This window comes from Pseudomonas brassicacearum, assembly GCF_009601685.2.
Lineage (GTDB): Bacteria > Pseudomonadota > Gammaproteobacteria > Pseudomonadales > Pseudomonadaceae > Aquipseudomonas > Aquipseudomonas kilonensis_B.
In genome coordinates this window covers 5,516,444-5,542,871 of record NZ_CP045701.2, presented here as the reverse complement: position 1 = coordinate 5,542,871, position 26,428 = coordinate 5,516,444, and the positions used below count along the sequence as shown (strand labels likewise).

26 protein-coding genes and 1 tRNA gene are annotated in these 26,428 nt (G+C 61.2%); 12 read left to right on the top strand and 15 right to left on the bottom strand.

Annotated features, from left to right (window positions below; translation table 11 throughout):
• Positions 1-73: 73 nt before the first annotated feature.
• From GFU70_RS23995 to GFU70_RS23975, 5 genes are all read right to left on the bottom strand, one after another.
• On the bottom strand, positions 74-1,015 hold the full coding sequence (locus tag GFU70_RS23995) for a ribose-phosphate pyrophosphokinase (RefSeq protein WP_003171603.1): 942 nt from the start codon (positions 1,013-1,015) through the stop codon (positions 74-76).
• A 47-nt stretch (positions 1,016-1,062) separates the two neighbouring features.
• Positions 1,063-1,137 (bottom strand) — tRNA-Gln (locus GFU70_RS23990).
• Positions 1,138-1,173: 36 nt separating this feature from the next.
• Positions 1,174-2,025 carry a 4-(cytidine 5'-diphospho)-2-C-methyl-D-erythritol kinase gene (ispE, locus tag GFU70_RS23985; protein ID WP_153388900.1) on the bottom strand — a complete coding sequence of 284 codons (852 nt, stop codon included), beginning with the start codon at positions 2,023-2,025 and terminating at the stop codon, positions 1,174-1,176.
• Position 2,026: 1 nt separating this feature from the next.
• Positions 2,027-2,644 (bottom strand): lipoprotein insertase outer membrane protein LolB, encoded by a 618-nt coding sequence (lolB, locus tag GFU70_RS23980; protein WP_058546032.1) that lies wholly within the window; start codon positions 2,642-2,644, stop codon positions 2,027-2,029.
• A 3-nt stretch (positions 2,645-2,647) separates the two neighbouring features.
• Complete coding sequence (locus GFU70_RS23975) at positions 2,648-4,372, bottom strand: tetratricopeptide repeat protein (protein WP_058546033.1); 1,725 nt, start codon at positions 4,370-4,372, stop codon at positions 2,648-2,650.
• Positions 4,373-4,544: 172 nt separating this feature from the next.
• Here GFU70_RS23975 and hemA point away from each other — a divergent pair, with 172 nt between their 5' ends.
• The 6 genes from hemA (at position 4,545) to GFU70_RS23945 (ending at position 9,924) form a co-directional block, all read left to right on the top strand.
• Positions 4,545-5,834 carry a glutamyl-tRNA reductase gene (gene hemA / locus GFU70_RS23970; protein WP_058546034.1) on the top strand — a complete coding sequence of 430 codons (1,290 nt, stop codon included), beginning with the start codon at positions 4,545-4,547 and terminating at the stop codon, positions 5,832-5,834.
• Complete coding sequence (gene prfA / locus GFU70_RS23965; RefSeq protein WP_058546035.1) at positions 5,831-6,913, top strand: peptide chain release factor 1; 1,083 nt, start codon at positions 5,831-5,833, stop codon at positions 6,911-6,913. Before hemA ends, prfA begins: the two co-directional genes overlap by 4 nt.
• 14 nt (positions 6,914-6,927) lie before the next feature.
• Positions 6,928-7,758, top strand: a complete 831-nt coding sequence (prmC, locus tag GFU70_RS23960; protein WP_116641345.1) for a peptide chain release factor N(5)-glutamine methyltransferase — start codon at positions 6,928-6,930, stop codon at positions 7,756-7,758.
• The gene (locus tag GFU70_RS23955; RefSeq protein WP_003205517.1) at positions 7,752-8,507 is read left to right on the top strand and encodes a molybdopterin-synthase adenylyltransferase MoeB; all 756 of its coding nucleotides are present in this window, start codon (positions 7,752-7,754) and stop codon (positions 8,505-8,507) included. The genes prmC and GFU70_RS23955 overlap by 7 nt, the downstream gene beginning before the upstream one ends.
• The gene (gene murI, locus GFU70_RS23950; protein WP_058546037.1) at positions 8,500-9,291 is read left to right on the top strand and encodes a glutamate racemase; all 792 of its coding nucleotides are present in this window, start codon (positions 8,500-8,502) and stop codon (positions 9,289-9,291) included. Before GFU70_RS23955 ends, murI begins: the two co-directional genes overlap by 8 nt.
• Positions 9,292-9,405: 114 nt before the next feature.
• Complete coding sequence (locus tag GFU70_RS23945) at positions 9,406-9,924, top strand: acyloxyacyl hydrolase (protein ID WP_014340188.1); 519 nt, start codon at positions 9,406-9,408, stop codon at positions 9,922-9,924.
• A gap of 117 nt (positions 9,925-10,041) precedes the next feature.
• Here GFU70_RS23945 and GFU70_RS23940 read toward each other — a convergent pair whose 3' ends face one another.
• The 6 genes from GFU70_RS23940 to GFU70_RS23915 all read right to left on the bottom strand — a co-directional run bounded on the left by GFU70_RS23940 (position 10,042) and on the right by GFU70_RS23915 (position 15,807).
• Positions 10,042-10,347, bottom strand: coding sequence for a YkgJ family cysteine cluster protein (locus GFU70_RS23940; RefSeq protein ID WP_003205513.1), 306 nt, complete (start codon positions 10,345-10,347; stop codon positions 10,042-10,044).
• Between the two features lie 27 nt (positions 10,348-10,374).
• Positions 10,375-11,148, bottom strand: a complete 774-nt coding sequence (locus GFU70_RS23935) for an SDR family NAD(P)-dependent oxidoreductase (RefSeq protein ID WP_058546038.1) — start codon at positions 11,146-11,148, stop codon at positions 10,375-10,377.
• Between the two features lie 125 nt (positions 11,149-11,273).
• Positions 11,274-12,725: a deoxyribodipyrimidine photo-lyase gene (phrB, locus tag GFU70_RS23930; protein WP_153388899.1), complete on the bottom strand. Its 1,452-nt coding sequence runs from the start codon at positions 12,723-12,725 to the stop codon at positions 11,274-11,276.
• Between the two features lie 12 nt (positions 12,726-12,737).
• The gene (locus GFU70_RS23925) at positions 12,738-13,685 is read right to left on the bottom strand and encodes a MerR family transcriptional regulator (RefSeq protein ID WP_058546039.1); all 948 of its coding nucleotides are present in this window, start codon (positions 13,683-13,685) and stop codon (positions 12,738-12,740) included.
• The gene (locus tag GFU70_RS23920; protein ID WP_058546040.1) at positions 13,685-14,647 is read right to left on the bottom strand and encodes a YbgA family protein; all 963 of its coding nucleotides are present in this window, start codon (positions 14,645-14,647) and stop codon (positions 13,685-13,687) included. Before GFU70_RS23920 ends, GFU70_RS23925 begins: the two co-directional genes overlap by 1 nt.
• A gap of 173 nt (positions 14,648-14,820) precedes the next feature.
• A complete protein-coding gene (locus GFU70_RS23915; RefSeq protein WP_058546041.1) occupies positions 14,821-15,807 on the bottom strand; it encodes an NAD(P)/FAD-dependent oxidoreductase in 987 nt (328 codons plus the stop codon).
• A 196-nt stretch (positions 15,808-16,003) separates the two neighbouring features.
• Here GFU70_RS23915 and GFU70_RS23910 point away from each other — a divergent pair, with 196 nt between their 5' ends.
• Both GFU70_RS23910 and hemH read left to right on the top strand, forming a co-directional pair.
• The gene (locus tag GFU70_RS23910) at positions 16,004-16,903 is read left to right on the top strand and encodes a TIGR01777 family oxidoreductase (RefSeq protein ID WP_153388898.1); all 900 of its coding nucleotides are present in this window, start codon (positions 16,004-16,006) and stop codon (positions 16,901-16,903) included.
• 13 nt (positions 16,904-16,916) lie between these two features.
• Complete coding sequence (gene hemH / locus GFU70_RS23905) at positions 16,917-17,942, top strand: ferrochelatase (RefSeq protein ID WP_116641347.1); 1,026 nt, start codon at positions 16,917-16,919, stop codon at positions 17,940-17,942.
• Positions 17,943-18,066: 124 nt separating this feature from the next.
• Here hemH and GFU70_RS23900 read toward each other — a convergent pair whose 3' ends face one another.
• On the bottom strand, positions 18,067-19,341 hold the full coding sequence (locus GFU70_RS23900; RefSeq protein ID WP_058546044.1) for a uracil-xanthine permease family protein: 1,275 nt from the start codon (positions 19,339-19,341) through the stop codon (positions 18,067-18,069).
• Between the two features lie 2 nt (positions 19,342-19,343).
• Positions 19,344-19,982 carry a uracil phosphoribosyltransferase gene (gene upp, locus GFU70_RS23895; protein ID WP_003185330.1) on the bottom strand — a complete coding sequence of 213 codons (639 nt, stop codon included), beginning with the start codon at positions 19,980-19,982 and terminating at the stop codon, positions 19,344-19,346.
• A gap of 176 nt (positions 19,983-20,158) precedes the next feature.
• Between upp and GFU70_RS23890 the strand changes: the two genes are divergently transcribed.
• The gene (locus GFU70_RS23890) at positions 20,159-20,716 is read left to right on the top strand and encodes a hypoxanthine-guanine phosphoribosyltransferase (protein WP_003205500.1); all 558 of its coding nucleotides are present in this window, start codon (positions 20,159-20,161) and stop codon (positions 20,714-20,716) included.
• A 3-nt stretch (positions 20,717-20,719) separates the two neighbouring features.
• The gene (locus tag GFU70_RS23885) at positions 20,720-21,193 is read left to right on the top strand and encodes a WbuC family cupin fold metalloprotein (protein ID WP_064106945.1); all 474 of its coding nucleotides are present in this window, start codon (positions 20,720-20,722) and stop codon (positions 21,191-21,193) included.
• A 169-nt stretch (positions 21,194-21,362) separates the two neighbouring features.
• Here the strand turns inward: GFU70_RS23885 and dauA are convergent, their stop codons facing one another.
• Complete coding sequence (gene dauA, locus GFU70_RS23880) at positions 21,363-23,105, bottom strand: C4-dicarboxylic acid transporter DauA (RefSeq protein WP_058544133.1); 1,743 nt, start codon at positions 23,103-23,105, stop codon at positions 21,363-21,365.
• Positions 23,106-23,398: 293 nt separating this feature from the next.
• Here dauA and GFU70_RS23875 point away from each other — a divergent pair, with 293 nt between their 5' ends.
• Both GFU70_RS23875 and GFU70_RS23870 read left to right on the top strand, forming a co-directional pair.
• Complete coding sequence (locus GFU70_RS23875) at positions 23,399-23,884, top strand: hypothetical protein (RefSeq protein ID WP_058544132.1); 486 nt, start codon at positions 23,399-23,401, stop codon at positions 23,882-23,884.
• Between the two features lie 61 nt (positions 23,885-23,945).
• Positions 23,946-24,233, top strand: a complete 288-nt coding sequence (locus GFU70_RS23870) for a PA4642 family protein (protein ID WP_058544131.1) — start codon at positions 23,946-23,948, stop codon at positions 24,231-24,233.
• 113 nt (positions 24,234-24,346) lie between these two features.
• On the opposite strand, the gene mqo is transcribed toward GFU70_RS23870, so the two are convergent.
• Positions 24,347-25,855, bottom strand: coding sequence for a malate dehydrogenase (quinone) (mqo, locus tag GFU70_RS23865; RefSeq protein WP_153388897.1), 1,509 nt, complete (start codon positions 25,853-25,855; stop codon positions 24,347-24,349).
• Between the last annotated feature and the right edge of the window lie 573 nt (positions 25,856-26,428).

Genomic DNA, 26,428 nt, shown 5'->3' with positions numbered 1-26,428 from the left:
AGCCCCGCCCCGACAGGTAATGCCGGGGCGGGGCGCTTTTCGTCAACGAGATGTCCAGGGAAGGGCAGGGCCCTTAGCGGAACATCGCACTGATCGATTCTTCGTTGCTGATGCGGCGAACCGCTTCGGCAACAACCGGGGCGATATCCAGTTGGCGGATACGCGCACAGGCTTGTGCTGCTGCGGACAGCGGGATGGTATTGGTGACCACCAGCTCGTCCAGCACGGAATTTTCAATGTTCTCGATCGCTCGACCCGACAGCACAGGGTGTGTGCAGTAGGCAAAGACCTTGGCAGCGCCATGCTCTTTCAGGGCCTTGGCCGCGTGGCACAGGGTGCCGGCGGTATCGACCATGTCATCGACCAGAATACAGGTACGCCCTTCGACGTCGCCGATGATATGCATCACTTCGGAGTGATTGGCTTTCTCACGGCGTTTGTCGATGATACCCAGATCCACGCCCAGGGATTTGGCAACCGCCCGTGCACGCACGACGCCGCCAATGTCCGGGGACACGATCATCAGGTTTTCGAAGCGCTGATCTTCAATATCATCCACCAGGACTGGGGAGCCGTAGATGTTATCCACGGGAATATCGAAGAAACCCTGAATCTGGTCAGCATGCAAATCAACCGTGAGAACACGGTCGATGCCGACTACGGTCAGCATATCAGCCACGACTTTCGCGCTGATCGCCACACGTGCGGAACGCGGACGGCGATCCTGACGGGCATAACCAAAGTAAGGAATAACAGCAGTGATACGAGTAGCCGAGGAGCGGCGGAAGGCATCAGCCATCACGACGAGTTCCATCAGGTTATCGTTGGTCGGAGCGCAAGTCGGCTGAATAATGAAGACGTCTTTACCGCGAACGTTTTCATTGATCTCGGCAGTGATTTCGCCGTCGGAAAACTTACCGACAGAGATGTCACCGAGAGGGATATGCAGCTGACGTACAACACGCCGAGCCAGATCGGGGTTAGCGTTCCCCGTAAAGACCATCATCTTGGACACGCGCAGTACCTGAAGGCTGAGGGTATACCTGGATGAGTATAGGAAAATGGCAGGGGCGGCTGGATTCGAACCAACGCATGGCAGGATCAAAACCTGCTGCCTTACCGCTTGGCGACGCCCCTGTATCTGTTGCTGCGAGTGCCCAGCACTCGATTCCTTTAGAGCAGGTCTTGCAGCTTGCGATGCAACATCGAAACGTTGCTTCCTTTTGCTACAAACCCTGTAAGGGTCTCTGTCAGAAGGGCCGAGACTTTATCAGCTTCAGCTTTGCTTGGGAAGCCCCCAAACACACAACTTCCAGTTCCGGTGAGTTTTGCTTCGGTAAATTTACCTAACAAATTCAAAGCGTTACGAACATCTGGATAACGCCTTGCTACCACCGGTAAGCAGTCATTTCGACTGTTTCCCTTGGGAACGGGGCGCACTTTAATGGGAGGAGAGTTACGTGTCAACAGCGGATCTGAAAAAATTTCTGCTGTACTTACAGAGACTTGCGGCACCAGCACCAAGTACCAAGGTTCTTCGGGGTCCACTGGGGTGAGTTTTTCCCCTACGCCTTCGGCGAAAGCGGCATGGCCACGCACGAAAACCGGCACGTCGGCGCCCAGTGTCAGACCCAGGGCGGCCAGGCGATCCGCGTCCCATCCCAGCTGCCACAAGTGGTTGAGACCGAGCAGCGTGGTGGCTGCATTCGAGCTGCCGCCACCGATGCCGCCACCCATGGGCAGGATTTTTTCGATCCAGATATCGATGCCCAGCGGACAACCGGATTGCGCCTGGAGTTTTTTCGCGGCCTTGACGATCAGGTTGCTGTCGTGGGGGACGCCTTCGAACTCGGTGTGCAGGCGAATCACGCCATCTTCGCGCACGGCGAAGGTGATTTCGTCACCGTAGTCCAGGAACTGAAAAATCGTCTGCAACTCGTGATAGCCATCCGGGCGACGGCCAAGGATGTGCAACATCAGGTTGAGCTTGCCCGGGGAGGGGAGGGTCAGGCGTGCAGCGCTCATGTCATTGCCCCAGCTTGCGCGGCTGCCATTGCTTGATCACCAGCGTGACGTCGAGATTGCTGCCGTGCAGCTTGATGCGTTCGGGCAGCCAATAGCCGCTCTGCTGGGCATAGCTGAGGTACTCGATCTGCCAGTCATCTTGCTCCAGGTTGGACAGGCGGCTGTCGGCGTCGAGGGTCAGACGACTTTTGCTGTCCGGTGCCGGCAGCCCGCGAACCCACCAGGTCAGGTGGGAAACCGGCAGCTTCCAGCCCAGTTGTTCTTCCAGCAGCGCTTCGGGCGTGGGTGCCTCGTAGCGTCCCTGGTTGGCAACTTCCAGTGATACCTGGCCCGGCCGGCCGGTCAGGCGGGCCGCACCGCGGCCCAGTGGGCCCGACAGGCGAATGTCGTAGTAGTCCTGGCGCTGCAGCCAGAACAGCGTGCCGCTGCCGGAGTCTTTGGGTGCGCGGATCCCGATCTTGCCGTCGATCTGCCAGCCGTCGAGGCCGCTCAGTTGTTGCTTGTGCTCGCGCCACTGGGCCTGGTTGCCCTGGCCCTGGACGGATTCACGGGCGCCGAAGCCCGCGCAACCGGCGAGCAAGGCAATGAAGCTGAAAACGATGAAATGGCGCAAAAACATATCTTAGAGAGTCTCGGATCCGGTCAGGCGTTTGATGGTGCTGCGCAAGATGGGGCTGTCAGGCTGATCCTTGAGGAATCGGCTCCAGATCTGCCGGGCTTCGCGTTGTTTGCCGTTGGCCCACAGGACCTCGCCCAGGTGAGCGGCGACTTCCTGGTCGGGAAAGCGCTCCAGGGCCAGGCGCAACAGGCGTTCGGCTTCGTCCAGATTGCCCAGGCGGAAATTCACCCAGCCAAGGCTGTCGAGCACCGCCGGGTCTTCCGGGTTGATCTGGTGGGCCTGTTCGATCAGCAGCTTGGCTTCGTCATAACGGGTGGTGCGATCCGACAACGTATAGCCCAGGGCGTTGAGGGCCATGGCGTTGTCCGGGTCACGCTGGATGATCAGGCGCAGGTCTTTTTCCATCTGGGCCAGGTCATTGCGTTTCTCCGCCAGCATGGCGCGGGTATACAGCAGGTTCAGATCGTCCGGGTACTGCTTCAAGGCTTGTTGCAGCACGCTCCAGGCCTTGTCGCCCTGATTGTTGGCCGACAGGGTTTCGGCTTCGATCAGGTACAACTGGATGCCGTAGTCAGGTTGGGAGTCGCGTTGTACGGCGAGACGGCTCTGGGCTTCGGCGGCCTTGCCATTGCTGATCAGGATATCGGCCTGGCGCAACTGTGCCGGCAGATAGTCGTTGCCCGGGCCCACCTGGGCGTACTCGATCAGTGCGCTCTCAGGGTCATTGCGTTCCTCGGCGATTCGACCCAGGTTCAGGTGGGCCGAGTCGACGTGGCTTTCCCGGGCGATCAGGTCTTCCAGGTAACCCTTGGCCTCTTCCCAGGCCTTGGCTTCCAGGCAGACCAGCGCCAGGGAATAGCGCAACTCGTCGTCTTCCGGGTATTGCTGGACCAGGCTGGAGAACTCCACCTTGGCGTCGTCCATGCGGTTGTTTTCCACCAGCATGCGGGCGTAGGTGAGGCGCAGGCGTTTGTCGTCCGGGTACTTCTTGATGCTTTTTTCCAGCAGCGGCAGGGCTTCGTCGCCGCGGTTGGAGCCTTGCAGCAGGCGTGCGCGCAGCAGGATCGGCGCCACTTCGCCAGCTTCCGGCGGGTTGTCTTCCAAAAGGGTAAGGGCGCCCTGGGTATCACCATCCTGTTGCAGCAGCAGGGCCTTGCCGAAAATCAACTGACCGTTGTGCGGGTGGCGCTGCAACAGGCGATCGAAGCTTTTCATCAGGCCGTTGCGGGTTTCCTGGTCGGTATCGGCGGCGGACAGCGCCAGGAAGTCGAAATGGGTGTCACCCTTGCCCAGCAGGACCTTCTCCATATACATCATGGAGTCGTCGTAGCGCCCGGCCCGGGCCAGTTGCACGGCGGCGGCGCGCTGCGCTTCGAGGTCGTCCGGGGCATTTTTGGCCCAGATCAGCGCGGTATCCAGCGCAGGCTGGTCGGCGCCCAGGTATTCGGCAATGCGAAAGGCCCGCTCGGAGATGCCCGGGTCCTGGGTGTTGATGGCCTGGGTCACGTAGTTGTCCAGCGCAATGTCGAAGCGATTGCGTTGGCCTGCCAGTTCGGCGCTCAACAGGCTGAAGATGGTTTCTTCGCTGAACGAGCCGTAGACCTTGGGTTTTTCAGGTGCCTGCACGCTGTCTTCGACCGGCGGCGTACCGTCCGTCGAAACGGGGGCCATGGACTGGCAGCCGCTGAGCAAGGCAAGAGCGAGGAGCAACGCGGAAGATCTATTCATATAGGAAGAGGACGACTAACCTGCGGTCGGATCATCATGACACAAGCCTTCGGTCAAACATAACCGCCCCGTCGATTTACAACCCCGGGCAGGGCGATAGAGATCGAGTGGTTGTTCTGGATCTGACGAAGTAGGACAATTGCCGGCTTCACGTCACCATCAGCGACCTTGAATGGCCTTCCTTGCACTCGGTATTAACCACAAGACTGCTTCAGTAGACGTCCGCGAGCGCGTGGCCTTTACGCCTGAGCAGCTGGTTGAGGCCTTGCAGCAGCTCTGCCGACTCACCGACAGCCGCGAAGCTGCGATCCTCTCCACCTGCAATCGCAGTGAGCTTTATATAGAACAGGATCACGTTTCGGCCGATTCAGTCCTGCGCTGGCTGGCCGAATATCACAACCTGAGCCTTGAAGAACTGCGCGCCAGCGCCTATGTGCACGAAGACGATGCGGCCGTTCGTCACATGATGCGTGTCGCCTCGGGGCTCGACTCGCTGGTATTGGGCGAGCCGCAGATTCTCGGCCAGATGAAGTCGGCCTACGCCGTGGCTCGCGAGGCCGGCACCGTCGGCCCGCTGCTGGGGCGGCTATTCCAGGCGACGTTCAACGCCGCCAAGCAGGTGCGCACCGACACGGCTATTGGCGAGAACCCGGTGTCCGTGGCGTTTGCTGCCGTCAGCCTGGCGAAGCAGATTTTCAGTGACTTGCAACGCAGCCAGGCACTGCTGATCGGCGCTGGCGAGACCATCACCCTGGTCGCCCGCCATCTCCACGACCTGGGGGTCAAGCGCATTGTCGTCGCCAACCGGACCCTGGAGCGGGCCAGCTCCCTGGCCGAGCAGTTTGGCGCCCATGCGGTGCTGCTGTCGGACATTCCGGCCGAGCTGGTGCACAGCGATATCGTCATCAGTTCCACCGCCAGCCAGTTGCCGATCCTCGGCAAGGGAGCCGTGGAAAGCGCCCTGAAGCTGCGCAAGCACAAGCCGATTTTCATGGTGGACATCGCCGTTCCCCGGGACATCGAACCGGAGGTTGGCGAACTGGACGACGTTTATCTCTACAGCGTCGACGACCTGCACGAGGTGGTCGCCGAGAACCTCAAGAGCCGGCAGGGCGCGGCCCAGGCGGCCGAAGAGATGATTACCGTCGGCGCCGACGACTTCATGGTGCGCCTGCGCGAGCTGGCGGCGGTGGATGTGCTCAAGGCCTACCGTCAGCAGAGCGAACGCCTGCGCGACGAGGAGCTGCAAAAAGCCCTGCGCCTGCTGGCCAACGGCGGCAATGCCGAAGAGGTGCTGGCGCAACTGGCCCGCGGCCTGACCAACAAATTGCTCCACGCTCCCAGCGTCCAGCTCAAGAAGCTGACCGCCGAAGGCCGCCTCGATGCGCTGGCCATGGCCCAGGAACTCTTCGCCCTCGGTGAGGGCTCACCGGATAGCTTTTCGGATAAAAAACCGCAATGAAAGCGTCACTGCTCAACAAACTGGACATCCTCCAGGACCGTTTCGAAGAATTGACCGCCTTGCTGGGCGATGGCGAAGTCATTTCCGACCAGAACAAATTCCGCACCTATTCCAAGGAATACGCGGAAGTCGAGCCGATTGTCGCCACCTATAAACAGTTGCTCAAAGTGCAGGGCGATCTTGAAGGCGCCCAGGCGCTGCTCAAGGACAGCGACCCGGACATGCGCGAAATGGCCGTGGAGGAAGTCCGCGAAGCCAAGGAGCAACTGGTTGAGCTGGAAAGCAACCTGCAACGCATGCTGCTGCCCAAGGACCCGAATGACGGGCGCAACGTGTTCCTTGAGATCCGTGCCGGTACCGGCGGCGACGAGGCGGCGATTTTTTCCGGCGACCTGTTTCGCATGTATTCGCGCTACGCCGAACGTCGCGGTTGGCGAGTGGAGATTCTCTCGGAGAACGAAGGCGAACACGGTGGCTATAAAGAAGTCATCGCCCGGGTCGAAGGCGACAATGTCTACGGCAAGCTGAAATTCGAATCCGGTGCCCATCGCGTGCAACGCGTGCCGGCCACCGAGTCCCAGGGGCGTATCCACACCTCGGCTTGCACCGTGGCGGTATTGCCCGAACCGGACGAGCAGGAAGCCATCGAGATCAACCCGGCGGACCTGCGGGTCGACACTTACCGTTCCTCCGGCGCGGGTGGCCAGCACGTCAACAAGACCGACTCGGCGATCCGCATCACGCACTTGCCTTCGGGCATCGTGGTCGAGTGCCAGGAAGAACGTTCCCAGCACAAGAACCGCGCGCGGGCCATGGCCTGGTTGTCGGCCAAGCTCAACGACCAGCAGACCAGTGCCGCGGCCAATGCCATCGCCAGTGAACGCAAATTGCTGGTGGGCTCGGGTGATCGTTCCGAGCGGATCCGTACCTACAACTTCGCCCAGGGCCGGGTCACCGACCATCGCGTCAACCTGACCCTGTATTCCCTGGACGAGATCCTTGCCGGTGGTGTCGATGCGGTAATCGAGCCGTTGCTGGCCGAATACCAGGCCGACCAGTTGGCTGCGATTGGCGAGTAAGCACAGGTGAACAAATGACCATCATCGCCAGTCTGTTGCGCGCGGCCGAGTTGCCGGATTCGCCCACGTCACGGCTGGATGCCGAGTTACTGCTGGCCGCTGCGCTGGGCAAGTCCCGCAGCTTCCTGCACACCTGGCCCGAGCGGATCGTGCCCAGCGAGGCGGCGTTGCTTTTCTCCGAATACCTGCGGCGCCGGCGTGCCGGCGAGCCGGTGGCATACATTCTCGGGCAACAGGGTTTCTGGAAACTCGACCTGGAAGTCGCGCCCCATACCCTGATCCCGCGTCCCGACACCGAGCTGCTGGTGGAAACCGCGCTGGCCTTGTTGCCGGCGACACCGGCCCGGGTCCTGGACCTGGGCACCGGCAGCGGCGCGATTGCCCTGGCATTGGCCAGTGAGCGCCCGGCCTGGAAAGTCACGGCGGTCGACCGGGTGCTGGAGGCCGTGGCCCTGGCCGAACGCAATCGCCAGCGCCTGGACCTGCACAACGTCACGGTGTTGAGCAGCCACTGGTTCAATGCCCTGGACGGCGAGCGTTTCGAGTTGATCATCAGCAACCCTCCGTACATCGCAGCCAGCGATCCGCACCTGGTCGAGGGCGACGTGCGTTTCGAGCCGGCCAGCGCCCTGGTTGCCGGGCCGGACGGGCTCGATGATCTGCGCCAGATCGTTGCCCAGGCCCCGGTTCACCTCGAGCCGGGTGGCTGGCTGATGCTCGAACACGGCTACGACCAGGCCGAGGCGGTGCGCGATTTGCTGTGTACCCAAGGCTTTGTCGAGGTCCACAGCCGCAAGGACCTGGGCGGTCATGAGCGCATCAGCCTGGGGTGCCTGCCATGCTGAACGATCAGGAGTTGTTGCGCTACAGCCGCCAGATTCTGTTGCAGCACGTCGACATCGACGGCCAGTTGCGTCTCAAGCAAAGCCGCGTGCTGATCATCGGCCTCGGCGGTCTCGGCGCCCCGGTGGCGTTGTACCTGGCCGCCGCTGGGGTGGGTGAGATGCACTTGGCGGATTTCGACACCGTCGACCTGACCAACCTGCAACGCCAGATCATTCACGACACCGACAGCGTCGGCCTGAGCAAAGTCGATTCGGCGATGCGACGCCTTGGGGCGATCAACCCCGAGGTTCGGCTGGTGCCTCACCGCGCGGCCATGGACGAAGACAGCCTGGCCGCGGCGGTCGCGGCGGTGGATGTGGTGCTCGACTGCTCCGACAATTTCTCGACCCGCGAAGCGGTGAACGCGGCTTGTGTCGCGGCGGGGAAACCGTTGGTCAGCGGCGCGGCGATTCGCCTGGAAGGGCAGTTGTCGGTGTTTGACCCACGCCGCCCCGAAAGCCCCTGCTACCACTGCCTTTACGGCCACGGCAGCGAAGCCGAGCTGACCTGCAGCGAGGCAGGTGTGATCGGACCGCTGGTGGGATTGGTGGGCAGCCTGCAAGCCCTTGAAGCCTTGAAGCTGCTGGCCGGTTTCGGTGAGCCGCTGGTGGGTCGCCTGCTGTTGATCGATGCCCTGGGCACGCGTTTCCGTGAACTACGGGTCAAACGCGACCCAGGTTGCAGCGTCTGCGGTGGCCAACATGAGTGAAGCGCCGGTCGGTGTGCTTGACTCGGGCGTCGGCGGGTTGTCGGTTCTGGGGGAAATCCGTCGGCTGCTGCCCAATGAATCGTTGTTGTATGTCGCTGATTGTGGGCATATTCCGTACGGCGAAAAGACTCCGGAATACATCCGACAACGTTGCGCGATCATTGCCGACTTTCTCTTGGGCCAGGGCGCCAAGGCGCTGGTTGTAGCCTGCAACACCGCAACGGTTGCTGCCGTTGCCGATCTACGCCGTGATTTCCCCCATTGGCCTATCGTCGGCATGGAGCCGGCGGTCAAGCCGGCCGCCGCCGCGACTCGCAGCGGTATCGTCGGTGTGCTGGCCACCACTGGCACCTTGCAGAGCGCCAAGTTCGCCGCGCTGCTCGACCGTTTTGCCAGCGATGTGCGAGTCATCACGCAACCGTGTCCGGGACTGGTTGAACTGATCGAAACGGGGGATTTGCAGAGTCCGGCCTTGTATCAATTGCTGCAACATTACGTCGACCCCTTGCTGGCGGCCGGCTGCGATACGCTGATTCTGGGCTGCACGCACTATCCCTTCCTCAAGCCATTGCTCGCGCGGATGATTCCGGAGCACATCAGCCTGATCGATACCGGTGCCGCCGTGGCCCGGCAACTTCAGCGCCTCTTGGCTGAGCGAGGGCTGTTGGCTGAGGGGCCGGCCGGCGAAACGCATTTCTGGACGAGTGCAGACCCGATACATTTAAGAAAAATCCTACCTACGCTATGGCATTCGTCCGGCGATGTGCGAAGCTTCGATCTGTAAAAAAAACGTGAAAATTGCGTAAAACGTGCTGAACTTCTGTTTTAGCGCGGATTTCTATAGCTTTGTATGTTTGTAACAAAATCAACTAAGTCTGTTCGGAAAAGGATGTTTCTAATGAAGCGCTTATTCTGCTTTGCCGCGTTTGCGGCTGCATTGTTGGGGCACACTTATACTGCGCAAGCAGCGGGTGTGGAGTTTGGGGTGGGCCAGACCAGCGACTCGACGATGACTTATCGTCTGGGCATGCAGTTCGATTGGGACAAGAGTTGGCTGCAAAGTGATGTCGGTCGCCTGACCGGCTACTGGAGCGGCGCCTATACCTATTGGGAGGGGGACGAGACATCCAGCAATCACAGCCTGTCGTTTTCGCCTGTGTTTGTGTATGAATTTTCCGGCCAGAACGTGAAGCCTTACATCGAAGCGGGTATCGGCGTGGCGTTGTTCGCCAATACCGAAGTGGAAGACAACAAGCTTGGCACAGCCTTCCAGTTCGAAGATCGCATCGGCTTCGGCCTGCGCTTCAATGGCGGACATGAAGTGGGCATTCGCGCCACTCATTACTCCAACGCCGGCATCAAGTCGACCAACGATGGCGTAGAAAGCTACGCGCTGCACTACACGATGCCGCTGTAACACTTAAATACTGTGGGAGCGGGCTTGCTCGCGATAGCGATAGACCAGCCAAGATAAAGTTGTCTGAGCCACCGCTATCGCGAGCAAGCTCGCTCCCACAGTAGATCAGACCAGAGTTTATCGATACGCCGTCGCAATGCCCTGGCGTTCTTCCAGGCACTCCGGTGCACCCATCTCGAACTCGCGGCAGATCAGTGGGCGCTTTTCGTAGATGGTGCACATCATGCTGTCGCGATCCAGGGCTGCGCACCAACCGTCGTCGAGCCGCAGCATCACTTCCCCACCCCAATCGTCCGTGTCGATAAAGCGCTCCGGGACCCCGGTATCGGTGATCAGCATCACTTCCAACTGGCAGCAGCACGCCGCGCACGTCGAGCACGTGACGGCCGGTGCCGGGATTTCATGGACGGGGATGGTTTTCATGGCGCGCAGTGTAAGGCAATCGGCGACTCAGGGTTGTCCCTTGATCGGATAGCCGTTCTTCGCCTGGCATGAGCCGATATCGGTTGGCAGGGTTTCGGTCGACGACGGTAACGGCCAGAGTGCGGTCATGGAGGCAATGGGGAGCGCGACTTCCCGCGGGCGCTCGACCAGATGATTGAGCACATGCCGCGCTGCTTCGTCCGCCGACCAGTGAGTCGGGGTTGGAAAGCACTCGTCGGGCTCCTGCAACGGGCCGCCGTAGCCAGGGTGTACCAACGTCACATCAACACCCGCGCACGCCAGTTCTGAGCGAGCCGATTCGAACAGATGACGCATCCCGCCGCCACCCGCTTCGATTGGCGAAGGTGGCAGGTAAGTCGCCGGGCTGGCAATGCCTACCAGATGAGGTTCGGTCCCGGCGCGCAATAAGGGCGCGGCCACTTCGATGCAAAAACTGGCAGCCAGCAGGTTGCTGCGCACGATATGCTCGATCAATGTGTGGTCGGTCGGCTGCCCGTCAACATACTCCGCCGTCCCGGCATTGACGATCACCTGGTCCAGGGCGCCCCACTGCCGGGTGATCTGTTCGCTGATCTCGCGCACGGCCTGACTGTCGGTCAAATTGCCGGGCACGCTCAGCACTTGTCCTGGATAACGTACCGAAAGGGTTTCGCACACTCGGGCCGAGGGCGAACTGACAGCCAGGTATGCACCCGTCTGCAGTATCGCTTCAGCCAACGAAGCGCCGATTCCGTTGCCAGCCCCGGTGAGCCAATAGCGCCGTGGCAGTCTTAAACCCATTCCCTACTCCTTTCGATTGGACAGCGCACTGCTATGTGGGTTTTTCAAATAGAGTCCATACGATTAGTAAGACTATATGTTATCGGATGAATAACGCATCCCACAGACGGGCAATTTCTTGTTCGCTAATCGCCCATCCCTTCAACGGCTGCGTCCTGTCGCGCTGGCAGGTTTCTGAACGCGGCCAGCGCACGCGCTCTGGATTGGCTCAAGTCGACAATCGGTGTCGGGTAATCCACGGCGCCAAACAAGCCGCCCTGGGTATTTGGGGTATGGACCTGTTGCCTGTCCAGATCGTTCAGTTCAGGTAGCCAGCGTTTGATGAACAAACCCTCGCGGTCAAATTTTTCCGACTGGCTCAGCGGGTTGAAGATGCGGAACCAGGGCGCCGAATCGGTGCCGGTGGAGGCGCTCCACTGCCAGCCACCATTGTTGGCGGCCAGGTCGCCGTCGATCAGGTGCTGCATGAAAAAGCGCTCGCCTTCGCGCCAATCGATCAACAGATTCTTGGTCAGGAACATGGCTACGACCATACGCAAGCGGTTGTGCATCCAGCCGGTCTCCAGCAATTGACGCATGGCCGCATCGATTATCGGCAGGCCGGTGCGTGCTTGCTTCCAGGCCTCCAGTTCTGCGGGGGCCTTGCGCCACGCGAGCGCCTCGGTTTCCGGACGAAACGCACGATGGCGCGACACGCGTGGATAGCCCACGAGAATATGTTTATAGAACTCGCGCCAGAGCAATTCATTGATCCAGGTCACAACACCGGCACTTCCGCTCTCGAATTCACCTTGATTGGCTTGCAGTGCGGCGTGCAGGCACTGACGCGGTGACACCACGCCGGCCACCAGATAGGCCGATAGCTGGCTGGTGCCGGGCCTGGCGGGATAATCCCGTTCGCCTTGGTAATCATCGATGTGCTGCTCGACAAAGGTGTCCAGGCGCCGACGGGCTTCGGCTTCACCGGCGGGCCAGAGGGCGCGTAGCGCTTGGCTGGGCGGGGCGAATCCCTCGACTTGCGTCGGCACCGGGTCACGGGCAATGCCGGTGGGAGCCTGCCGGGCCGGCGTGGCGACCAGGCTCGGCAATGAGAAGTGCAGACGGCTGTAGCAGACCTTGCGGAACTGACTGAACACTTGGAAGTAATTGCCGGTCTTGGTCAGCACGCTACCGGGCTTGAACAGCAATTGATCAAGGTGGCTGTGAAATTCAACGCCCTGGTCATTCAATGCGCGGGCGACTTCGGCGTCGCGTCGCGTTTCATTCAGGCCGTACTCTTCGTTGACATGCACGGCGCCGACGTTCAGTTCGCGACACAGCTTGAGCAGCACGTGCGGGGCCTGGTGCCAATGCGCAGCGGCGCGGATCAGCAGTGGGATGTTCAATTCGGCCAGGGCCGCACTCAACGCGCCGAGGTTACGCAGCCAGAAATCGATCTTGCACGGTGCGTCGTCATGGACATGCCATTGTCCGGGGCTGGTCAGGTATACCGCCACGCAGGGTCCTTGGGCTGCGGCTGCCGCGAGGGCGGTGTTGTCGTGCAGGCGCAAGTCGCTGCGCAGCCAGATCAGTTGCATGCTGTCTTCCATCTAAAGGAGTTCTCGGCGACTCAGTTCGCGGTGAGCCGATAACGGGTCTTCGGCCCAGGACACGTCAATCATCGACACGCCTGTGGATAACCTGGCTTGGTGGATCGACGCGGCCGGGCCGGCAATGATGATCGGGCAATCAATTGCCCCCAGCAGCCTGGGCAGTTGGGACAGGTTGAGGGCGTGACTGGAATACAGCAGGACGCCGCGGGCCTTGAGGCGCTCGACTGCCAGGGCCAGTTCGCCGGGCGGGAGAGAATTGTCGAATACTTCCACCGGGCAGTCGGCGCTGCTGGCCAGCCAGGCGGTGAGCCACAGGTGCGGTTCCTGGGGCGAGTCCGAATGATTGACCAGCAGCAGGGGCGCGCCGCGCAACTGGCGGTTGTTGTGATAGATCCGGCTACCGAACTTGCTGCGCAGCCACGAATACAGGAAGACCCGTTCCAGCTGCGCGCCGAACTGGCCTTGCCAGCGCAGGTGCAACTCGGCCAGCAACGGCAAAAGCAACTGTTCGCACACGGTCCAGGGCGGGTACAGCGCCATCGCCTGGTTGACCAGGTCATCGATCTGGCGCTCGGCCAGTTGCGTCACCGCCAGCACCAAGGCGTGGCGTTGGCGCTGCCAGTCATTCTCCGGCGCCTGCGTAGGTTCGGTCGGTGGCTGTGGTGCGTCCAGCAAAGGCTTGATCTTGCTCACCGCAACGCCACGGTCGATCCAGGTGAGGATGCTCAGGATCCGTTGTACATGGTCGGCATTGAACAGTCGGTGGCCCTTGGGCGTGCGGTGCGGCACGATCAGGCCGTAACGGCGCTCCCAGGCTCGCAGCGTGACGGCGTTGACACCGGTTTGCCGGGCGACCTCGCGTATGGGCAGCCAGCCTTGCGCCAAGGCCTTGGCAAAATCGGCCCCCAGGTCTTCGCTGGCACTGGAGTCAGGTTCGTTGCTCATCAAATAGCGTTTCGCAAGCTGAGGTTTTCCGGGTGCGGTTGCAGGTAGACCTGCTGTGCCAGGTAAGGATCGGGGTGTTGGCGCAAGTGATGCTTGAGCAACGTCAGTGGCACCACCAAGGGCACGATGCCGAGGCGGTATTGCCCGATCAGATGCTGTACTTCCTGTTTGTCCTCGGCGTCGATGGCGCGCTTGAGGTAGCCGCTCAGGTGTTGCAGCACATTGGAGTGGGTGCGGCGGGTGGCACATTTCTTCAAGGCCGCCATCAATGCACTGAAATAGCGTGGGCCCAGCTCATTGGGGTCAGCCTTGCCCATGCTGCCCAGCAAATTGCCCAGGGCCTTGTATTGCACCGGGTTGTGGGCCATCAGCAGGTATTTGTAGCGCGAGTGGAATTCGATCAGGTTGCGACGGGTCAGTCCGCCGCGACGCAAAAGTTGCCAGGCGGCATAGGCAAATACCCGGGTCAGGAAGTTCTCCCGCAGCACCGGGTCGTTGAGACGACCGTCTTCCTCCACCGGCAGGTCGGGGTGGCGTTCGCAGAAGGCCTGGGCATAGATGCCGCGTCCGCCGCCGTCCTGGGTCACGCCGTTGTGGTCGTAGACCTTGACCCGCTCCAGTCCGCAGGATGGCGATTTCTGCATGAAGATGTAGCCGCAGATGTCATCCAGTTCCCCAGCCATTTGCTGCCCGTAGTCGGCCAGTGGCCGGGTCACGTCGAGGTCGCGATTCACCGTGCCGAGCGCTTCGGGGTGCTCGGGGTTACCCACCAGGCGGATCGGCTCCCGGGGGATACCCAGCCCGATCGCGACTTCGGGACACACCGGCACGAAGTCGAAATAGTCGACGAGGGTGCGGCTGCACAACTGCGATTGTTTGTGCCCGCCGTTAAAGCGAACTTCAGCACCCATCAGGCAGGCACTAATGGCAATTCTGGGTTTAGCGATGGCTGTGCTCGGCATGGGCGACCTCTGATTGGTAAATCTTGTACAGTTTTTCATTTCTGTACAATATTTTCATCATAGGTCCGAACGCGCACAAGTCAACCGGATTTATGTAGCGAGGCGGCGTCAATCTATGTCGCAGGCAGGCTGCTGTCTCTTTCGACAGCAGCGGATAGCGATGGGTGACGCGTTTACTGCAAGCTTGCATGCAAGCGGCGTGCAGCCTCCTGGCCGCTGAGCCATGCGCCTTCGACCCGACCGGACAGGCACCAGTCGCCGCACACATACAGGCCCAGGTCGGCATCGGCCAGGGCGCCCCATTCGTGGCTGCCGGCGGGGCGAGCGTAGAGCCAGCGATGGGCCACGCTGAAGCTCGGTGCGGGCATCGCGCTGTGCAGCAATTCGGCGAAGGCGCCGTGCAGATGTTCGATCACCGCTTCCTTGGACAGGTCGATGTGCTGCCGGCTCCAGTCGCTGGTGGCGTGCAGTACCCAGGTGTCGAGCGTGTTGTCGCGCCCCGGTTTGCTGCGGTTGCGTGCCAGCCAGTCCAGGGGGCTGTCCTGTACGAAGCAGCCTTCCATGGGCGTATCCAGCGGCGTTTCGAAGGCCAGCGCCACGGCCCAGGTCGGGTCCATCTTCACGCCGGCGGCCACTGCGGCCAGCTTCGGTACGGCCGCCAGCAATGCGGTGGCCTGGGGTGCTGGCGTGGCGATCACCACCTGGCCGAAGGGGCCGTGGGTGAAACCTTCTGCGTCCTGCAAATGCCAATGTTCCTGGCCGCGGTACACCTCGGTGATCCGGCAGGAAAACTGCACCTGCAACTTGTCGAGCAAGGCGCGGGTGATGGCGCTCATGCGCGGCGTACCGACCCAGCGGGTCTGTTCGTCCGGCGATGGGCTCAGTTGCCCGTTCTGGAAGTTGTAGAGTTGCGGGTTCCATTCCGCCGCCCAGCCGTTGGTTTGCCAACGCTGGACCTCCGTGACAAAGCGCCGATCGCGGGCGGTGAAGTACTGCGCGCCCATGTCCAATGCGCCGGCGTCGCTGCGTTTGCTCGACATGCGTCCGCCGCTGCCGTTGCTTTTATCGAAGAGTTGAACGATATGCCCGGCCTCCGTCAGGGCCTGGGCGGCTGAAAGTCCGGCGATGCCGGTGCCGATGATTGCGATAGGTACAGTCATGAGGGCCTCGTTTACCTTTCTGTACAGACTACGCCGTCGTTTGAACCTGTACAATTCGGGTTTTTGGTATAAGTTTTACCGTTCGCGTTTGGACAGGTTGTCCTATTGTTAAACACAGACCCTGTCCGATACGAAAAATCCCTGCTTATAAAAATAGACTAATGGGCCGGGTAAAACGCGTTGCGAGGAACATCTCATGCACATATTGCTGACCGGCGGTACTGGTTTGATCGGACGTCAGCTCTGCCGCCTCTGGTTGGGGCAGGGACATCACTTGACGGTATGGAGTCGCCGACCCGAAGAGGTGGCAAAAATCTGTGGGGCCGATGTGCGAGGCGTTGCCAAGCTCGATGAAATTGTCGAGCCGGTGGACGCGGTGGTCAACCTCGCGGGAGCACCGATTGCCGACCGGCCCTGGAGCCACAAGCGCAAGATGTTGTTGTGGAGCAGTCGCATCACCTTGACGGAAGTTTTGCTGGCGTGGCTGGAGCGTTGCGAGCCGAAACCGCAGGTGTTGATTTCCGGTTCTGCAGTGGGTTGGTATGGCGACGGTGGCGAGCGAGAGTTGACCGAGGAGTCGGGGCCAGTGAGCGAAGATTTCGCCAGCCAGTTGTGCATCGCCTGGGAAGAAACCGCGCAACGGGCCGAGGCGTTGGGCATACGTGTGGTGCTGGTTCGTACCGGCCTGGTCCTGTCTGCCGAGGGCGGCTTTTTGTCGCGGCTGCTGTTGCCGTTCAAACTGGCGTTGGGCGGGCGTATCGGCAATGGTCGGCAGTGGATGCCGTGGATTCATATTGACGATCAAATCGCCCTGATTGATTTTCTTCTGCACCGCTTTGATGCCAGCGGTCCTTATAATGCGTGCGCTCCGAACCCGGTGCGCAACCGCGATTTCGCCAAGGCCCTGGGGCATGTATTGCATCGGCCAGCCGTGGTGCCGATGCCGGAACTTGCGTTGAAAGTCGCGCTGGGGGAGTTGTCATTGCTGTTACTTGGCGGCCAGCGCGCAACGCCGGCCCGATTGCAGGCGGCGGGTTTCACCTTCCGGTTCACTGATTTGCCTGCGGCCCTGGAAGACTTGTCCAGCCGCCTTTGAAATAGGACGTTGCATGACCGATCACGCGTTGCTTCTGGTGAATCTGGGTTCGCCTGCCTCCACTTCGGTGGCCGATGTGCGCCGCTACCTCAATCAATTTTTGATGGACCCGTATGTCATCGACTTGCCATGGCCGGTGCGACGCTTGCTGGTGTCGCTGATCCTGATCAAGCGCCCCGAGCAGTCGGCCCATGCCTACGCCTCGATCTGGTGGGAGGAGGGTTCGCCGCTGGTAGTGCTCAGTCGCCGGCTGCAACAGGCCATGACCGCACAGTGGACCCAGGGCCCGGTGGAGCTGGCAATGCGTTATGGCGAGCCGTCCATTGAATCGGCGTTGGTGCGGCTGGCGAGCCAGGGTCACAAGAAAATCACGCTGGCGCCGTTGTATCCGCAGTTCGCCGACAGCACCGTGACCACGGTGATCGAGGAGGCCAAGCGAGTCGTGGGGGAGAAGAAACTCGATGTGCAGTTCTCGATTCTCCAGCCGTTCTACGATCAGCCCGAATACATCGACGCCCTGGTGGCCAGCGCCAAGCCGTACCTGATGCAGGAACACGATCATCTGTTGTTGAGTTTCCACGGCTTGCCGGAGCGACACCTGACCAAGCTCGACCCTACGGGATTTCATTGCTTCAAGGATGCCGACTGCTGCAAGAACGCGCCGCCGGAGGTCATGGCGACCTGTTACCGCGCGCAATGCATTCGCACTGCCGAGTTGTTCGCCCAAGGCATGGGGCTCAAGGGCGGCCAGTGGTCGGTGTCGTTCCAGTCGCGATTGGGGCGGGCCAAGTGGATCGAACCCTATACCGAGGCACGCCTGGAGGAACTGGCCAAAAGCGGCGTGAAGAAAGTCTTGGTGATGTGCCCGGCGTTCGTGGCCGACTGTATTGAAACCCTGGAGGAAATCGGCGATCGCGGCCGTGAGCAGTTCCGCGAGGCGGGGGGAGAGGAGTTGGTGCTGGTGCCTTGCCTCAACGATGAGCCGCAGTGGGCGCAGGCGTTGAGTACTCTCTGCGAACGGGCGCCGATAGCTCTGTAAACCTCGAAAAGCATCGCGGGCAAGCCTTGCTCCCACAGATTTTGTCTTGACCACTCAAGCATGGTCCACTCAAAACCTGTGGGAGCAAGGCTTGCCCGCGATGACAATAGTACAGGCGGTGAATCTACAGCAGCGGCTCATCCGCCTGCTTCTGCTTCCAGCTGTCATTGCCCGGCAGCAGCAGGTTCAACACGATCGCCACCACCGCGCACAGCGCGATGCCTTTGAGGCCGAAGTCGTCCGGTCCAGTGCCGGTGCCCACCAGTACACCGCCGATGCCGAACACCAGCGTCACCGACACGATCACCAGGTTGCGCGCCTCGCCCAGGTCGATCTTGTGGCGGATCAGCGTGTTCATGCCCACCGCGGCAATCGAACCGAACAACAGGCACAGGATGCCGCCCATCACCGGCACCGGGATGCTTTGCAGTAGCGCGCCGAACTTGCCGATAAATGCCAGGCTGATGGCAAAGATCGCTGCCCAGGTCATGATTTTCGGGTTGTAGTTCTTGGTCAGCATTACCGCGCCGGTCACCTCGGCGTAGGTGGTGTTGGGCGGGCCGCCGAACAGGCCGGCGGCGGTGGTGGCAATGCCGTCACCGAGCAGTGTGCGGTGCAGGCCGGGTTTTTTCAGGTAGTCGCGACCGGTCACGCTGCCCACGGCAATCACGCCGCCGATATGCTCGATGGCCGGCGCCAGCGCCACCGGCACGATGAACAGGATCGCCTGCCAGTTGAACTCCGGTGCGGTGAAGGCTGGCAGGGCGAACCATGGCGCGGCGGCGATTTTCGCGGTGTCCACGACCCCGAAGAAAAACGCCATGGCAAAGCCCACCAGCACGCCGGAAATGATCGGCACCAGGCGGAAAATGCCTTTGCCGAACACCGCCACGATCAGGGTGGTGAGCAGGGCCGGCATCGAAATCAGCATCGCGGTTTGATAATGAATCAGCTCGGTGCCGTCGCCGGCCTTGCCCATCGCCATGTTGGCGGCAATCGGCGCCATGGCCAGGCCGATGGAAATGATCACCGGACCAATCACCACCGGCGGCAGCAGCCGGTCGATGAACCCGGTGCCCTTGATCTTCACCGCCAGGCCCAGAAAGGTATAGACGAAACCTGCCGCCATCACGCCGCCCATGGTCGCGGCCAGGCCGAACTGGCCCTTGGCGAGGATGATCGGGGTGATGAAGGCAAAGCTCGAGGCCAGGAACACCGGCACCTGCCGCCCGGTGACGATTTGGAACAGGATCGTTCCCAGGCCGGCGGTGAACAGCGCCACGTTAGGGTCCAGCCCGGTGATCAGCGGCATCAACACCAGCGCGCCGAAGGCGACGAACAGCATCTGCGCGCCGGACAGCACTTGGCGCCAGAGCGGATCGTTGAACTCATCCTGCATGCTCAAGCGTCCTTCTGCTTGGTGCCGAAGATCTTGTCGCCGGCATCGCCCAGGCCCGGGATGATGTAGCCGTGTTCGTTGAGTTTCTGGTCGATGGACGCGGTGTAGATGGTCACATCCGGGTGGGCGTCCTGCACGGCCTTGATGCCTTCGGGAGCGGCGACCAGGACCATGGCGCGGATGTCCCGGCAGCCGGCTTTTTTCAACAGGTCGATGGTGGCGACCATGGAACTGCCGGTGGCGAGCATCGGGTCGATGATCATCGCCAGGCGCTCGTCGATTTCCGGCACCAGTTTTTCCAGGTAGGTGTGCGCCTGCAGGGTCTGCTCGTTGCGAGCCACGCCCACGGCGCTGACCTTGGCCCCCGGGATCAGGCTCAGTACGCCCTCGAGCATGCCGATACCGGCGCGCAGGATCGGCACCACGGTGATCTTCTTGCCGGCGATTTTTTCGACCTGGACCGTGCCGGCCCAGCCGTCGATTTCATAGGACTCCAGCGGCAAATCCTTGGTGGCCTCGTAGGTGAGCAGGGCACCGACTTCCTGGGCGAGTTCACGGAAGTTCTTCGTGCTAATGTCAGCGCGGCGCATCAGGCCGAGTTTGTGTCTGATCAGCGGATGGCGGATCTCGAGGATGGGCATGGGGAAGGCTCCGGCGGCGGGCAAAAAAACCGGCCTAGATTAATCTATCCGAGGGTGTTGTCCTATAGACAATACAGAACGTTAGTCCACAAACGCTTGATCTGGCCGGGCGGGATGCGTACCTTTGCCCGCTTTTCCGAACCGTCCCTCCCCCTCAACCTCCCCTGGAGAGCGCCATGTCCGCTGATCTCGAGCATATCCGTCAAATCATGCGAGAGGCTGACTGCCTGTACACCGAAGCCGAAGTCGAAGCGGCCATCGCCCGTGTCGGTGCGCAAATCAACGATCAACTGGCCGATGCCAACCCGGTGGTGTTCTGTGTCATGAACGGCGGGCTGATTTTCTCCGGCAAGCTGCTGACCTATCTGAACTTCCCCCTGGAAGCGTCCTACCTGCACGCGACGCGTTATCGCAACGAAACCAGCGGCGGCGACCTGTTCTGGAAAGCCAAGCCGGAAGTCTCGTTCATCGACCGCGACGTGCTGATCATCGACGATATCCTCGACGAAGGTCACACCCTGGGCGCGATCATCGACTTCTGCAAACACGCCGGTGCCCGCGCCGTGCACACCGCCGTGTTGATCGACAAAGACCACGACCGCAAGGCTCGCCCTGACTTGAAAGCCGATTTCGTCGGCCTGCCGTGCATCGACCGTTACATCTTCGGCTACGGCATGGACTACAAAGGTTACTGGCGCAACGCCAATGGCATTTTCGCCGTCAAGGGAATGTAATCGATGACTCGGCCAAGCTTTCTGGATCATGCACTGTTCGATGACTTGGCCGAAAAAGCTGCGGCCAGTCCTCGTGGGCGGCAGCACCATAACTTCCACGAGATGGATGAGCCGTGCCACCGCATGGCGGTGGGCCTGCAGCCTTCGACCTACATCCCGCCGCACCGCCACCTGAGCGCCGACAAGGCGGAAACCTTGCTGGTGCTCAAGGGCCGGTTGGGGGTGTTGATCTTCGATGAAGCCGGTGCGGTGGTTAACAAGCGCATCCTGCAGGCCGGTGGCGACTGCCTCGGCGTCGACCTGCCGGCCGGCGTGTATCACGGATTGGTGGTGCTGGAAGCCGACAGCCTGATGTTTGAATGCAAGGCTGGCCCCTACCGGCCCGTGGGCGAGGGCGAACTGGCCCACTGGGCACCCCGTGAAGGCGAGGCCGGCGTGGCGCAATACCACGCCTGGATGCGCGCCCAGTTCGACTAGCCTGTGGCGAGGGGATTTATCCCCGCTGGGTTGCGAAGCGACCCCAAACCGATCGACTCGATCAGCCTGAGATAACGGGTTGCCTGTTTTTAGGGCTGCTTCGCAGCCCAGCGGGGATAAATCCCCTCGCCACTTGAATTTAGCTGTACATCTGCGCCCTCACTACCGATCAAGCCAGTCGTGAATGGGCGGTGCTATTGGCTGCCAGCCATTGCTCGCTCTTGACCCGCGCCTGCTCCAGGGTCTGCACATACGCCAATTGGCGTTGCTCGCGATGAATACCGGCGCGGCGCAGCTTCAGGCGCACCCTTGGCGCCGTCGCCACCAGGATCAGCCCGATGCCCTGCTTGCGGTAATCCTTCAGGATGTTTTCAAACGCGGCCAGTGCGGTCATGTCCAGCATGGGCACGGCGCTCATTTCCACCACCACCACGCGCACCCCCGGATCGAACTTGCGCAGCACATCCAGGGCTTTTTCTGCCGCGCCGAAGAACAGCGGCCCACGAATGGCGTAGCAGCGCACATGCTCAGGCATCTCCAGCAGGGCCTGGTGGAAGTGGCGCGGCAGTTCGGCGCTGTCGGTCAACTCGCTCATGCGCTTGATGAACAGCCCGGCGGCCAGCAGCAGGCCGACGGCGACAGCCATGACCATGTCGAACAGGACGGTCAGGCTAAGGCAGGTCAGCAGCACCAGTACGTCGCTGCGCGGGGCGATGCGCAAGGTATGCACCACATGTCCGGCTTCGCTCATGTTCCAGGCCACTATCACCAGTAGCGCCGCCAGGGCAGCCATGGGCAGGTAGCTGAACAAGGGCGCCAGCAGCACCATCGCCAGCAGCACCACCAGGCTATGAATGATGGCGGCCAGCGGTGAAGAGGCGCCGCTGCGCACATTGGTCGCGCTGCGGGCAATGGCCGCCGTGGCGGTGATACCGCCGAACAGCGGCGCCACGACATTGCCCAGGCCTTGGCCGATCAGCTCGGCGTTGGGGTCGTGCTTGCTGCCGGTCATGCCGTCCGCCACCACGGCGCACAGCAGCGACTCGATGGCGCCAAGCATGGCGATGGCGAAGGCCGGGCCCAGCAATTGGCGGATCAGGTCGTAGGAAAGCGCCAGGGGATGACCCTGGCCATCTGGCAGGTTCCATGGCCACTCGAAGCTCGGTAAAAAGGGTGGGATGCCGGGGTGGCTGATGCCATCGACCACGTAGCTGAAACGCTCACCCAGAGTCGCCACCGGCCAGCCGCCGCGCTCCAGCGCCAGTCCCAATAGCGCCCCGACCAGCAAGGCAACCAGGTGCCCGGGAATCCGCGGTACCCAGCGTGGCCAGGCAATCAGCACCGCCAGGCAGGTGACGCCGATGATGCCATCGCCGAGTCGGGCACTGGGCAGTGCCACGATCAGTTCGCCTAACTGTTCGATGTAGTGCTTGGCTTGCCCGACGGTGGTCAGCCCCAGCAGATCCTTGAGTTGCAAGGTGGCGATGACCACGCCGATCCCGGCGGTAAAACCAAGGATCACCGGGTAGGGAATGTATTGGATCAGCCGTCCGGCGCGCATCAATCCCAAGGCGATCAGAATCAGGCCGGCGAGCATGGTGCACAACAACAGGCCACCCAGGCCGTATTGTTGGGTGATGGGCAGCAGGATCACCACGAACGCCGCCGTCGGTCCGCTGACGTTGAAGCGCGAGCCGCCGGTGAGGGCGATCAACGGCGCTGCCACCAACACGGTGTACAAACCATGCTGCGGCGGTACGCCAACGGCAATCGCCAGGGCCATGGCCAGTGGGATGGCAATAATGCCGACGGTAAGCCCGGCCACCAAGTCGCCGCGCAGGCGTTCAAGGGTGTAACCGGCGCGCCAGGTCTGGCGCCAGGCGGCGAACAAGGGTGGGGCGGAGAATGACATAGGGACTCCACGAAAATGAACGGGGAAAATGCCGAACTCCCGGCATACACCCAAGCGGTGGCGAGGGGATTTACCCCCGCTGGGCTGCGAAGCAGTCCTGAACCGGATACTCGGTGGGGGCCGCTACGCAGCCCAACGGGGATAAATCCCCTCGCCACAAGGGCATCATGTGATGCGAGGGCTGATGGCTCTTTGAGTATGCCGTGCTTGTCGTATGCAAGTATTGACCTGGGTCGTTATTTTTACCGCTCAGGCTCATGCTAGAGTGCCAGGCCAAGACCTCGGAGCTTGTCATGCGTGTATCGACCCGCCGCTGCGCCACTTTGCTGCTGATGTCCAGCCTACCCCTGGCGGCCGTGGCCGCGCCGATGCACAGCCAGTTCTTGCCGCCTGATGACCTGATGGTGCGCCAGGAGCAGCCGGAACAGCAGCAGTTGCTGCAAGTGACCGAGTATTCAGTGGTGCTGGGTAACCAGCGACAGTCCAACCAGCAACCGATACCGGTCACTTCCCCCTTGCTGGTCCGTCTCAAGGGCAAGCCGATGAACAAGGGGGCCACCCTCAACCAGGTGATCCTCAACTTCGATGGCGAAAGCAAAAGCCTGAAGAAGCCGGCCTTCGACGAGGCGAGCAAGACCCTGACGTTGTCTTATCCACAGGCCCAGTACCGAGTGGTCATCGATCTGCTGCGCCACAACACGGTCTATGTACAGTTTCTCACGTACGCCAACGGCCATATCTGGGCCGACCTGCACACCGGCGCCGAACGCCCGCGTTGAGCCCCGGGCCTTGCCGGGGGTAAACTGCCCGCCCCGTGAACTGTGCGAGCTGGAGCCGGCAATGCGTAAAGACAAGAAACAAGTGATTGGCGACGAGATTGGCGATGAACAGATCAAGCTGTTCCTCAATTTCGAACCGGTCGATGCCACGTCGCCGTCGCTGCACAAACTGATCAAGGCTTACCGTGGCCTGCGGGTCGACGATTTCGAGCGCTTCCTGACGTTCTTCGTCGAGGCCGGCCATGACTTCAATGGCAAGGATGAGCACGGCAACGATTTCGTTGCGCTGGTTCGCGACCAGCGTAATGCCGAGGATTACATCGAGTTGGTCAACAAGGCTCGCGGTTAGATCAAAAGATCGCAGGCTTCGCCAGCTCCTACAGGAGATCGCCAAGCCTGCGATCCTTTAAACAAAAACGCCCCGCTCTCATGGAGAACGGGGCGTTTTTTCATGCGATGCAATCAAGCGTAGCTTTGGGTCTCACTGCTTTCTTCAACCAACTCCAACGCAATGTTGTTCTGCGCATTGATCTTGCGATACAGCGCTGCGTCGGTTTCCAGTACTTTTTCCCGGGCCGGGAAGATATCTGCGAGCTTGGCAGCCCACTCGCCCTTGGTTTTGTCCGGGAAGCAGCGTTCGATCAGTTCCAGCATGATCGACACGGTCACCGAAGCACCCGGCGATGCGCCGAGCAGGGCGGCGAGGGTGCCGTCCTTGGCCGCCACCAGCTCGGTACCAAACTGCAGGACGCCACCTTTCTTCGGGTCTTTCTTGATGATCTGCACCCGCTGGCCGGCCACTTCCAGGCGCCAGTCCTCGGCTTTCGCCTCGGGGTAGAAGCGACGCAGCGATTCCAGGCGTTGCTCCATGGACTGCATCACTTCGCTGATCAGGTATTTGGTCAGGTCCATGTTGTCCCGGGCCACGGCCAGCATCGGGCCGATGTTGCCGGCGCGTACCGACAGCGGCAGGTCCATGATCGAACCATGCTTGAGGAACTTGGTGGTGAAACCGGCGTACGGCCCGAACAGCAGGGATTTCTTGCCATCAACGACGCGCGTGTCCAGGTGTGGCACCGACATCGGCGGCGAACCCACGGCGGCCTGGCTGTAGACCTTGGCCTGGTGGTGCTTGACCACTTCCGGGTTGTCGCAACGCAGCCACTGGCCGCTGACCGGGAAGCCGCCGAAGCCCTTGCTTTCCTCGATGCCCGAGGCCTGCAGCAGCGGCAACGCCGCACCGCCGGCACCCAGGAATACGAACTTGGCGTCGACATCGCGGCTGCTGCCGGAATTGACGTCCTTGATGCTCACGGTCCAGCCACTGCCGTTGCGTTTGAGGCCGGTGACGCGCTTGCAGTATTTGACCTGGGTGTCCGGGGCGCTGGTCAGGTGCTTGAGCAACTGGTTGGTCAGGGCGCCGAAGTTGACGTCGGTACCGTTCATGACGCGGGTGGCGGCGATGACCTCATCGGCCGGCCGGCCAGGCATCATCAGCGGCATCCACTCGGCCATCCGGGCCTTGTCCTCGGTGTATTCCATGTCGGCGAAAGCGTGATGCTGGCGCATCAGCTCGAAGCGCTTTTTCAGGAACGACACGCCTTTCTCGCCTTGCACGAAGCTCAGGTGTGGCACCGGGGCGATGAAGGACTTGGAGGAGCCGAACGTGCCCTTTTTGGTCAGGTACGTCCAGAACTGCTTCGACACCTCGAACTGGGTGTTGATATGCACGGCTTTCTTGATGTCGACATTGCCGTCGGCCGCCTGGGGTGTGTAATTGAGCTCACACAGCCCGGCGTGGCCGGTACCGGCATTGTTCCACGGGTTGGAACTCTCCGCGGCACCGGAGTCCATCAGCTCGACGACTTCCAGCGAGATCGCGGGGTCGAGCTCCTTGAGCAGTACGGCCAGGGTGGCACTCATGATGCCGGCCCCTACCAGAACTACATCGACTGCTTCGTTATGCGCCATTTAACGCGTCTCCAAAATCTGCAGCACCAAATTGTCGGCATAGCGGCCAGGAGTGGCGGGGCAGGTCAGTTGCGCCCCAGTTATCCATGGCCAGGATCGCCATGTCCGAATCTTCGCAATTTTTCGCACCTACTGCGGATGCATGCAGCCTGGCCTCAAGAGTCACATGAACTCATTTAAGCGCCGGGCGGGCAATTCGACTTATGGCCGAGACATCCGTTCGTGCAACCAAATCCGTAGCGGACAGGCTTCAGGCGCCGGTTCTTGAGCGATATCCGGTCCTGTGTCGTTGGGCTGTTTCAGACGCTAATGGTGCTTGTTCAGACGCAAAACTATTCATTTGCTCGCCACACTCTCGTGAAGTTGTGAAAACCCGTTTTTTCACGCTCTTTTGAAGACGTGAACCTCAAAAAAGGGCTGTCCCAGCCTGGCACTGCGCCCGGTTTGGTTGCCCCCATGTAGTACATGACAGGCAAAACGGGCAGACAGCTCAGTGACCGAGCGTAATGACAGCTCTGCAGATTCGCGAAAAGTGGTGATTTGCCTGGAGGAACAGCAAGCGCGCCAGCTTCA

Excerpts from the sequence above, each read along its gene's own strand:
- GFU70_RS23955 (WP_003205517.1), top strand. The coding sequence starts at position 7,752 with ATGCTGAACGATCAGGAGTTGTTGCGCTACAGCCGCCAGATTCTGTTG.
- hemH (WP_116641347.1), top strand. The coding sequence starts at position 16,917 with ATGACCGATCACGCGTTGCTTCTGGTGAATCTGGGTTCGCCTGCCTCC.
- GFU70_RS23910 (WP_153388898.1), top strand. The coding sequence starts at position 16,004 with ATGCACATATTGCTGACCGGCGGTACTGGTTTGATCGGACGTCAGCTC.
- GFU70_RS23935 (WP_058546038.1), bottom strand. The coding sequence starts at position 11,148 with ATGGGTTTAAGACTGCCACGGCGCTATTGGCTCACCGGGGCTGGCAAC.
- GFU70_RS23890 (WP_003205500.1), top strand. The coding sequence starts at position 20,159 with ATGTCCGCTGATCTCGAGCATATCCGTCAAATCATGCGAGAGGCTGAC.
- GFU70_RS23975 (WP_058546033.1), bottom strand. The coding sequence starts at position 4,372 with ATGAATAGATCTTCCGCGTTGCTCCTCGCTCTTGCCTTGCTCAGCGGC.
- GFU70_RS23915 (WP_058546041.1), bottom strand. The coding sequence starts at position 15,807 with ATGACTGTACCTATCGCAATCATCGGCACCGGCATCGCCGGACTTTCA.
- hemA (WP_058546034.1), top strand. The coding sequence starts at position 4,545 with ATGGCCTTCCTTGCACTCGGTATTAACCACAAGACTGCTTCAGTAGAC.
- GFU70_RS23940 (WP_003205513.1), bottom strand. The coding sequence starts at position 10,347 with ATGAAAACCATCCCCGTCCATGAAATCCCGGCACCGGCCGTCACGTGC.
- dauA (WP_058544133.1), bottom strand. The coding sequence starts at position 23,105 with ATGTCATTCTCCGCCCCACCCTTGTTCGCCGCCTGGCGCCAGACCTGG.
- GFU70_RS23900 (WP_058546044.1), bottom strand. The coding sequence starts at position 19,341 with ATGCAGGATGAGTTCAACGATCCGCTCTGGCGCCAAGTGCTGTCCGGC.
- GFU70_RS23945 (WP_014340188.1), top strand. The coding sequence starts at position 9,406 with ATGAAGCGCTTATTCTGCTTTGCCGCGTTTGCGGCTGCATTGTTGGGG.
- prmC (WP_116641345.1), top strand. The coding sequence starts at position 6,928 with ATGACCATCATCGCCAGTCTGTTGCGCGCGGCCGAGTTGCCGGATTCG.
- phrB (WP_153388899.1), bottom strand. The coding sequence starts at position 12,725 with ATGCAACTGATCTGGCTGCGCAGCGACTTGCGCCTGCACGACAACACC.
- prfA (WP_058546035.1), top strand. The coding sequence starts at position 5,831 with ATGAAAGCGTCACTGCTCAACAAACTGGACATCCTCCAGGACCGTTTC.
- GFU70_RS23885 (WP_064106945.1), top strand. The coding sequence starts at position 20,720 with ATGACTCGGCCAAGCTTTCTGGATCATGCACTGTTCGATGACTTGGCC.
- GFU70_RS23870 (WP_058544131.1), top strand. The coding sequence starts at position 23,946 with ATGCGTAAAGACAAGAAACAAGTGATTGGCGACGAGATTGGCGATGAA.
- murI (WP_058546037.1), top strand. The coding sequence starts at position 8,500 with ATGAGTGAAGCGCCGGTCGGTGTGCTTGACTCGGGCGTCGGCGGGTTG.
- GFU70_RS23920 (WP_058546040.1), bottom strand. The coding sequence starts at position 14,647 with ATGCCGAGCACAGCCATCGCTAAACCCAGAATTGCCATTAGTGCCTGC.
- upp (WP_003185330.1), bottom strand. The coding sequence starts at position 19,982 with ATGCCCATCCTCGAGATCCGCCATCCGCTGATCAGACACAAACTCGGC.
- lolB (WP_058546032.1), bottom strand. The coding sequence starts at position 2,644 with ATGTTTTTGCGCCATTTCATCGTTTTCAGCTTCATTGCCTTGCTCGCC.
- mqo (WP_153388897.1), bottom strand. The coding sequence starts at position 25,855 with ATGGCGCATAACGAAGCAGTCGATGTAGTTCTGGTAGGGGCCGGCATC.
- GFU70_RS23875 (WP_058544132.1), top strand. The coding sequence starts at position 23,399 with ATGCGTGTATCGACCCGCCGCTGCGCCACTTTGCTGCTGATGTCCAGC.
- ispE (WP_153388900.1), bottom strand. The coding sequence starts at position 2,025 with ATGAGCGCTGCACGCCTGACCCTCCCCTCCCCGGGCAAGCTCAACCTG.
- GFU70_RS23925 (WP_058546039.1), bottom strand. The coding sequence starts at position 13,685 with ATGAGCAACGAACCTGACTCCAGTGCCAGCGAAGACCTGGGGGCCGAT.